Consider the following 7,326-nt stretch of genomic DNA (forward strand, 5'->3'; position numbering starts at 1 on the left):
GACGATCATTCTCGTCCCCTTGACGATATCGACCGCACCCTCTTATCGTCTGCACGACGAGAACAGAGGGGATTCCGACATGGCCGACATCACCCGGCGCTTCGGCTGGCGCCATCTGCGCTCCGCACCCACCGCGCACATCCGCCACCACAAGCGCGGCCGGCTCGCCCACGACGGGCCGGGGCTGAGTTTCTGGTACCGCTCACTGACCGCAGCGCTCTCCGAAGTCCCGGTCAACGACCGGGAGTTGGCCATGGCCTTCCACGCACGCACGTCCGACTTCCAGGACGTCACCGTGCAGGCCACCGTGACGTACCGGATCAGCGACCCGGCCGAGGCCGCCGCCCGCCTGGATTTCTCCGTCGACCCGGACACCGGGGTGTGGCGCGGCGCGCCGCTGGAACAGATCGCCACCCTGCTCACCGAGACCGCTCAGCAACACACGCTGGACGTGCTGGCCAGGACCGCATTGGCCGAGGCACTGGTCGACGGTGTCGCATCGGTGCGCGACCGGGTCGCGGCCGGGCTCGCCGCGGAACCCCGGCTGCCCGCCACCGGTATCGATGTGGTCGCGGTGCGGGTGGTCGCCATCCGTCCCGAGGCCGAGGTGGAGCGAGCCCTGCGCACCCCTGCCCGTGAGCAGATCCAGCAGGAGGCCGACCGGGCCACCTATGAACGCCGCGCCGTTGCCGTGGAACGGGAACGGGCCATCGCCGAGAACGAGCTGGCCAGCCAGATCGAACTTGCCCGCCGTGAGGAGCAGTTGGTCGAGCAGCGCGGCACCAACTCCCGGCGCGAGGCCGAGGAGAACGCGGCGGCCGACGCGGTGCGTGCCGAGGCCGAGGCGGCACGCAAGGTACGCCTGGCCCGAGCCGAGGCCGAGGCCGCACGCGAGGTCGGCGCCGCACGCGCGGAGTCCCAGGCGGCCTGGCTGCGGGTACACGGCGAGGTGGACGCCGCGACGCTGCACGCCCTGGCGACGACGAGACTGGCGGAGAACCTGCCCCGCATCGACAGCCTCACCCTCTCCCCCGACGTCCTCACCGGCCTGCTCAGCAAGCTCGGCAGGACCGACCCCGAGCCCCGGGCATGAGCCTCGCCCCCCGCGCGGTCCTGGTCCACCGCACCACGGAGTACGAGGAGTTGCTGGCCCGGCACGGCACACACGGCCAGGCCGCGTTCTTCCTGTCCAGCCGCGGCCGGTCCATCGACGAGGTGGCCCGGCGGCACCGACACACCCGGCAGGCGCTCACCGATGTGGCGGCAGCCGTACCGCTCCAGTGGCGGCAGTCGCGGGTGGAGCGCGTCGATCTCGACCGCTTCCTGTTCGCGCCCGAGGACGTGGTGGTCGTCGTCGGGCAGGACGGGCTGGTCGCCAACGTCGCCAAGTACCTGTCCGGGCAGCCCGTCGTGGGCATCGACACCGACCCCGGACGCAATCCGGGGGTGCTCGTACGCCACCGTCCCTCCGACGCGGCCGGCCTGCTGCGGGCGGCCGCGTCCCCCGCCGGCGCGACGGACGAACTCACCATGGTCGAGGCGGTCGCCGACGACACCCAGCGCCTGCTCGCCCTGAACGAGATCTATCTCGGTCCGCCCGGTCACCAGACCGCCCGCTACCGGATCGGCCCCGACGCGCCCGGCGCCGCCACCGAACCGCAGGCCTCGTCCGGTGTCCTGGTCGGCACGGGCACCGGTGCCACGGGCTGGCTCCGCTCACTGTGGCAGGAACGCCGCAGCGCCCTGCCGCTCCCGGCACCCACCGATCCCCGGCTGGTGTGGTTCGTCCGCGAGGCCTGGCCCTCGCCCGCGACCGGTACTTCGCTGGTCGCGGGCGAACTGGGGCGCGGACAGGGGCTGAGGCTCACCGTCGAGTCCGACCGGGTGGTGGTCTTCGGCGACGGAATGGAGACGGACGCGCTGGACCTGACGTGGGGGCAGACGGTCCGGCTGGGCATCTCGGCGACGTCGCTGCGGCTGACGGTCTGACGACCCGAACCGCACCCCTCACGAGGACGGTCGCCGGGTCGGCGCCCTCCGCGCCCACACCGCGGAGCCGCCGTCCGGCCGTCGTGGACGAACGGTGGTCCGTAGGCTTCCTTTCACGTACACCGGATTGCCGAGGCCTCCGCCCGCAACACCCCACGCCGACCAGCGAGGAGCACCATGGACACCGCCCCCGACGAAACCCTCCCCCGCAACTCCCGCCCACCCCTGGCGCAGGCGGCGCTCGGCGTGGGCGTCATCGTGCGGGACGCCCACGGGCGCGTGCTGCTCGGCAGACACCACAGCGGCACCTGGGAGCTCCCCGGCGGCAAGGTGGACCCGACCCATGAGTCCATCGCCGCAGCCGCCGCCCGTGAGCTCCGCGAGGAGACGGGCCTGGAAGTCGATGCGGCCGACGTGAGGGTCTTCGCCATGCTCCACGACGTGGTGGCGGGGATCAACCGCGTGTCGATGGCGGCCGTGGTGACCCTGGAGTCGGGGCACCCCCGGGTGACCGAGCCCCATCTGATCAGCACCTGGCAGTGGACCGCACCCGACGCACTGCCGAGGCCGTTGTTCGCTCCCTCGGCTCAGGTGCTCGCGGCCTGGCGCCCGGATCTCTCGATCGAACACCCGCCGGCGCACCGGCTGACCGTCTCCGCCGCCGAGGACGCCTCGTGAGTTCTCAGCCGCCCCGGTGACCGCCGCGCCGGGCGACGGCGAGGATGGCCATGTCGTCCTGGTGGCCGTCGGAGGTCCAGCGTGCGACATCCTCGGTCACCGCGTGGACCAGATCGTCGGGGTCCCTGAAGCAGCTTCCGGTGAGGGTGGCGGACGCACACGGATCGTAGAAGGCACCCGTGCGATCGCGTGCCTCGGTGACACCGTCGGTGATCAGGAGCAGCAGCGCGCCGGACGGCAGCGGAAAGACATCGGTGAGGGCGTCGCCGTCCGGCGCGGCCACCGCGCCCAGCCCCATGCCCAGAGGCAGCTGCGGGCGGGTGGCGTCGAGCCGTGCGACCGCACCGTCGTGGATCAGGTACGGGCCCGGATGGCCACGGTTGACCAGGCGCAGCAGCGCGCCGTCACCGGGCACTTCGGCCAGCACGGCCGTGGTGAAGTCCTCGCCGGACGTCCTGCTGCCGCTGCGGCTCGACTCCCTGCTCAGCGCGTCGTCCAGGCGCTGGGCCAGTTCGGCCAGTGTGGGGGCGTGTTCGGCCTCCTGGCGGAACGCCCCGATCGCCACCGAGACGGCCGCGACCGCCTGGAGCCCCTTGCCCTTCACATCCCCGATGATCATGCGCACGCCGTAGGGGGTCTCCTGCACCGCGAAGAGGTCGCCGCCGATCCTCGCCTCGGCCTGGGCGGCGGTGTATCCCGCCGCGACGGCCAGGGGCCCCGCCCGCGACGGCGGGTCCGGCAGCACCGCCAGCTGTACCGCCTCCGCGATGACCCGTGCCCGCGCGAGATCCCGCCCCTGACGCTGCAACAGCAGATTGACCGCGAGGGCCAGAATCCCGATGAGGCCGATCACGGCCAGATCGACGAAGCTCGCCGTGGCGGAACGCCCCCGGACGAAATCCAGCACCAGCGACACACCGCAGGCGAGGCCGGCGACGAGAGCTCCCGCCCGGAACGACAGCATCGCTCCGGCGATCAACGGCGCCGCGGCCAGCAGCGGAAGCCCCATGTACGGCTGGGGCGCGAGGACATTCAGCAGCACACCCGACACCAGGGCCGGCACGACGAGCAGCCAGCCCGCCCACGCCGCTGTGCGCCGACTCTCCTGCACCTGTACTCCCTGTCGCCCCCTCCAGGTCCCAAAACCGAACGTACCACCCATGATGCCCGCACCTGCCCACCGATGGACCGGGTCCCGCCCGGCCCCGCGACCGGACTCCCGGCCGCCTCGGCCCTGGCCATATGTCCGGCGAGCGCCCCCGCATCCCGGCCGTTCTCCCCGCACACTTGTGACCATGCCGAATCGAGTCGCCGTACTGTCCGACATCCACGGAGTCCTGCCCGCCTTGGAGGCCGTGCTCGCCGATCCGGACGTGCAGGCCGCGGATCGCATCGTGCTCACCGGCGACATCGCCGCCGGCCCGCAGCCGAACCAGGTCCTCGACCGGCTCATCGGCCTCGGTGACCGCGTCGCATGGATCAGCGGCAACGCAGACCGCGAACTCCTCGAATACCGCCGCGGACAGCGGGAATCGATCCCCGATCCGATCGCCCCCTGGGCCGCCGAGCAGCTGCGCGAGGACCATCTCGACCTGCTCGGCTCGTTGCCCCGGTCGCTCTCCCTGCCGGTGCACGGCCTCGGGAAGGTGCTGTTCTGCCACGCGACCCCCCGTGACGACGAGGAAGTCGTCCTGGTCGACTCCCGCCTCGACCGTTGGAAGGAGGTCTTCGGCGGACTCGACGACGACGTGCGCACCGTGGTCTGCGGCCACACCCACATGCCGTTCGTCCGCCTCGCCCACGGTCGGCTCGTGGTCAATCCCGGCAGTGTCGGCATGCCCTACGGAAGAGCGGGAGCCCATTGGGCCGTTCTCGGGCCGGGCGTCGAACTGCGCACCACGGGCTTCGACGTCGAGACCGCGTCGGCGCAGATCGGGCACGACTCCGGCTACCCCGGAATCTCCGAGTGGACCGACTACTTCCTGCACGCCCGCGCGACGGACGAGGACGCTCTTCAAGCCTTCGCCCCACGGGACGGCCGCGACCACGCGCCCTGACATCCCCCTCGACGGCCCGGGAACCGGGCACGGCGGCCCGTACTCCGATCCGCCCGGCGCCGTTTCCCGGTCATCGGTACCGTCATGTGTCCGAACGTCCGGAAGCCCGGACCGGCTTCCCGTACTGCTGCCGGGTCAGCAGTACGTCGGTCCGACGCACCGGAGGCGTATGAGGAGCAGCGATGAGCCCTGAAGCCTTACTCCGACAGGCGGTGGCCGAGGACATGAGAGCCATCCCCGCCGGGGAGATCGTCCTGCGGGACGAGGGCACCAGGACGGACTGGGAGGTCGCGGTCGGGGCCTTCCGGCTGGCGCCGTATCCCGTGACCACCGAGTTGTACCGGGCGGTCGGGGGCAAGGTGTCCGCGGACCCGGCGGGCCCGCGGACACCGGTGACGGACGTTTCCTGGAAGGAGGCCGTCGGCTTCTGCAATCTGCTTTCGCGAGCGACAGGACTCGAACCCTGCTACGTGCTCGGTGACGATCCCGACGGGCAGGACGTGGTCTGTGACTGGGAGGCCGACGGCTACCGCCTCCCGTCCGAGGCGGAGTGGGAGTACGCGTGCAGGGCCGGGACGTCCGAGGCCCGCTACGGGGAGCTGGACGAGATCGCCTGGCACCGCGGGAACTCCGGCGGCACGGTGCACGATGTCGCGACGAGGGCACCGAACGCGTGGGGGCTCCACGACATGATCGGCAACGTGTGGGAGTGGTGCTGGGACGTCTACGATCCGGGCGTCTACGGCCCGTACCGCGTCTTCCGTGGTGGTGGCGCGTACGACCGCCCCCGAGGATGCCGGGCGTCGTGCCGCCGCAGGAGTCACCCGACCTTCCGCATCGACGACCTGGGGTTCCGGCTCGCACGATCGAACTGAGCGGGACATGAACGGCGCGCCCGGTGGCTGCCCCCGCCCCGTGGGCAGCCGTCCCGCTCAGGCCGGGGCACCTGCGTCGAACGTCACCGGCAGGTGCTCCGGCCCGCGCAGACCACCCGGCCGCCACCGCAGTTCGCCGGGCGGCACCGCCAGGGCGAGGCGCGGAAGGCGGCGCAGGACGGTGCCGACGGCGATCTGGCCTTCGAGCCGGGCCAACGGGGCACCCAGGCAGTAGTGGATGCCGTGCCCGAACGCCAGGTGCGCGTTGTCCCTGCGGGCGATGTCGAGGCGGTCGGGGTCGGGGAACTGTGCCGGGTCGCGGTCGGCGATGGCGGAGGCGATCAGCACGGTCGCACCGCGCGGGATGTCCACCCCGGCGAGGGTGACGTCCTCGCGGGCGAACCGGGCGATACCGGGGTTGACCGGTCCGTCGTAGCGCAGGAACTCCTCGATCGCGCCAGGCAGCAGCGCCGGATCGTCCCGCAGCATCCTCAACTGGTGGGGGTGGGCGAGCAGCGCGGCGATGCCGGTGCCGATCAGGTTGACCGTGGTGATGTAGCCGGCCACCAGCAACAGGAAGGCCATGGCGATCAGCTCGTCCTCGTCCAGCCGCTGCTGCTCGTCCCGGGCGACGACCAGTGCGCTGAGCAGATCGTCCCCGGGCCGGGCGCGTTTGGCCTCCAGAAGCCCGGTCAGGTACGAGCGCATCCGGCGCCACGCCCCGTCCACCCGGGCCGGGTCCGGTGGTTCGTTCCCTCTCAGGACCATGTCGTCGGTCCACTGCTGGAAGTCGTGCCGGTCGCTCACGGGCACCCCGAGCAGTTCACTGATCACCGTGACCGGGAGCGGCAGAGCGTAGCTCTCGATGAGATCGGCATGGCCGGCCGGCACGATCTCGTCGAGCAGTCGGTCGGCGATCTCCTGGATGCGAGGTCGCAGTTCCGCCACCCGGTGTGCGGTGAACGCCCGGGAGACGAGTCGGCGCAGGCGGGTGTGGTCGGGCGGATCGGAACGGAGCATGTTGCGCAGTACGGACTCGCGGTCGGTGGTGGGCAGCCGTTCGGCGAACCGGGGATCCGACGCATCACGGACGTCGCTGCTCAGTTGTGGGTGGGACAGGGCCGCGAGGCCGTCCTCGTACCGCGTGACCAGCCAGGCCTCCAGGTCCCCGGCGAGGACGGCGCGCCGCACCGGGCCCTCCTGGCTCAGTTGCCGGTAGAAGGGAAAGGGGTCCGCCACGAAGGCCGGATCGGCATAGGGCAGGAGGACCGGCTGCTGGCTCATCATGCCTCCCTCGGGGCATCGCGCCCGTTTGCTGATATTCGTATGACTTTGGTCTGATTCGTTCCAGCTTAAGGGCTGTCCCGTAATCCCCGGCGGATCAGCGCGCGGCGTCGGATGCGGTGCGTCGCAAGGCGAAGAGACGTCCGCGAACTGGATTCATGCGGACGCTCCGACGGCACGGCGAGGTGCCGCGGCTGTTGTCGTGCGCCCGCCGGGGTCACGGGACAGCCTTGGATGGGCCCAGGACGTCATCGAGGGAACATGCGGCCCGAGCCCGGCACGATCCGAACGGAAGGACCTGGGGTCAGACCCCAGCCGGCCGCGTCACCGACCTCACAGGGCGATACACCTAGTGTCCTGCGCCGGAGATTCGTTGGCAGAAACGCGCGAGGGAGTCGAGGATCTCGTCGGCCGTCTTGGTCCAGGTGAACGGTGTTGGGTTT

General features: G+C 71.5%; 7 protein-coding genes. 5 read left to right on the plus strand and 2 right to left on the minus strand.

What is annotated here, in order from left to right:
- The first annotated feature begins 79 nt into the window (after positions 1-79).
- The 3 genes from ACIQCZ_RS37445 (at position 80) to ACIQCZ_RS37455 (ending at position 2,667) form a co-directional block, all read left to right on the plus strand.
- Positions 80-1,093, plus strand: coding sequence for an SPFH domain-containing protein (locus ACIQCZ_RS37445; protein ID WP_376278103.1), 1,014 nt, complete (start codon positions 80-82; stop codon positions 1,091-1,093).
- Positions 1,090-1,989 (plus strand): hypothetical protein, encoded by a 900-nt coding sequence (locus tag ACIQCZ_RS37450; RefSeq protein ID WP_402289782.1) that lies wholly within the window; start codon positions 1,090-1,092, stop codon positions 1,987-1,989. The genes ACIQCZ_RS37445 and ACIQCZ_RS37450 overlap by 4 nt, the downstream gene beginning before the upstream one ends.
- Positions 1,990-2,166: 177 nt before the next feature.
- Positions 2,167-2,667, plus strand: coding sequence for an NUDIX hydrolase (locus tag ACIQCZ_RS37455; RefSeq protein ID WP_402289784.1), 501 nt, complete (start codon positions 2,167-2,169; stop codon positions 2,665-2,667).
- Between the two features lie 4 nt (positions 2,668-2,671).
- Here the strand turns inward: ACIQCZ_RS37455 and ACIQCZ_RS37460 are convergent, their stop codons facing one another.
- The gene (locus ACIQCZ_RS37460; RefSeq protein ID WP_402289787.1) at positions 2,672-3,778 is read right to left on the minus strand and encodes a PP2C family protein-serine/threonine phosphatase; all 1,107 of its coding nucleotides are present in this window, start codon (positions 3,776-3,778) and stop codon (positions 2,672-2,674) included.
- A 184-nt stretch (positions 3,779-3,962) separates the two neighbouring features.
- Between ACIQCZ_RS37460 and ACIQCZ_RS37465 the strand changes: the two genes are divergently transcribed.
- Positions 3,963-4,724: a metallophosphoesterase family protein gene (locus ACIQCZ_RS37465; protein ID WP_402289788.1), complete on the plus strand. Its 762-nt coding sequence runs from the start codon at positions 3,963-3,965 to the stop codon at positions 4,722-4,724.
- 182 nt (positions 4,725-4,906) lie between these two features.
- Entirely contained in the window at positions 4,907-5,599 is a 693-nt protein-coding gene (locus tag ACIQCZ_RS37470) for a formylglycine-generating enzyme family protein (protein ID WP_402289790.1), read from the plus strand.
- Between the two features lie 57 nt (positions 5,600-5,656).
- Here the strand turns inward: ACIQCZ_RS37470 and ACIQCZ_RS37475 are convergent, their stop codons facing one another.
- Positions 5,657-6,883 (minus strand): cytochrome P450, encoded by a 1,227-nt coding sequence (locus ACIQCZ_RS37475; protein WP_402289792.1) that lies wholly within the window; start codon positions 6,881-6,883, stop codon positions 5,657-5,659.
- Between the last annotated feature and the right edge of the window lie 443 nt (positions 6,884-7,326).

Source organism: Streptomyces sp. NPDC093149, assembly GCF_044754145.1.
Taxonomy (GTDB): Bacteria; Actinomycetota; Actinomycetes; order Streptomycetales; family Streptomycetaceae; genus Streptomyces.

Excerpts from the sequence above, each read along its gene's own strand:
- ACIQCZ_RS37450 (WP_402289782.1), top strand. The coding sequence starts at position 1,090 with ATGAGCCTCGCCCCCCGCGCGGTCCTGGTCCACCGCACCACGGAGTAC.
- ACIQCZ_RS37465 (WP_402289788.1), top strand. The coding sequence starts at position 3,963 with ATGCCGAATCGAGTCGCCGTACTGTCCGACATCCACGGAGTCCTGCCC.
- ACIQCZ_RS37445 (WP_376278103.1), top strand. The coding sequence starts at position 80 with ATGGCCGACATCACCCGGCGCTTCGGCTGGCGCCATCTGCGCTCCGCA.
- ACIQCZ_RS37470 (WP_402289790.1), top strand. The coding sequence starts at position 4,907 with ATGAGCCCTGAAGCCTTACTCCGACAGGCGGTGGCCGAGGACATGAGA.
- ACIQCZ_RS37475 (WP_402289792.1), bottom strand. The coding sequence starts at position 6,883 with ATGAGCCAGCAGCCGGTCCTCCTGCCCTATGCCGATCCGGCCTTCGTG.
- ACIQCZ_RS37455 (WP_402289784.1), top strand. The coding sequence starts at position 2,167 with ATGGACACCGCCCCCGACGAAACCCTCCCCCGCAACTCCCGCCCACCC.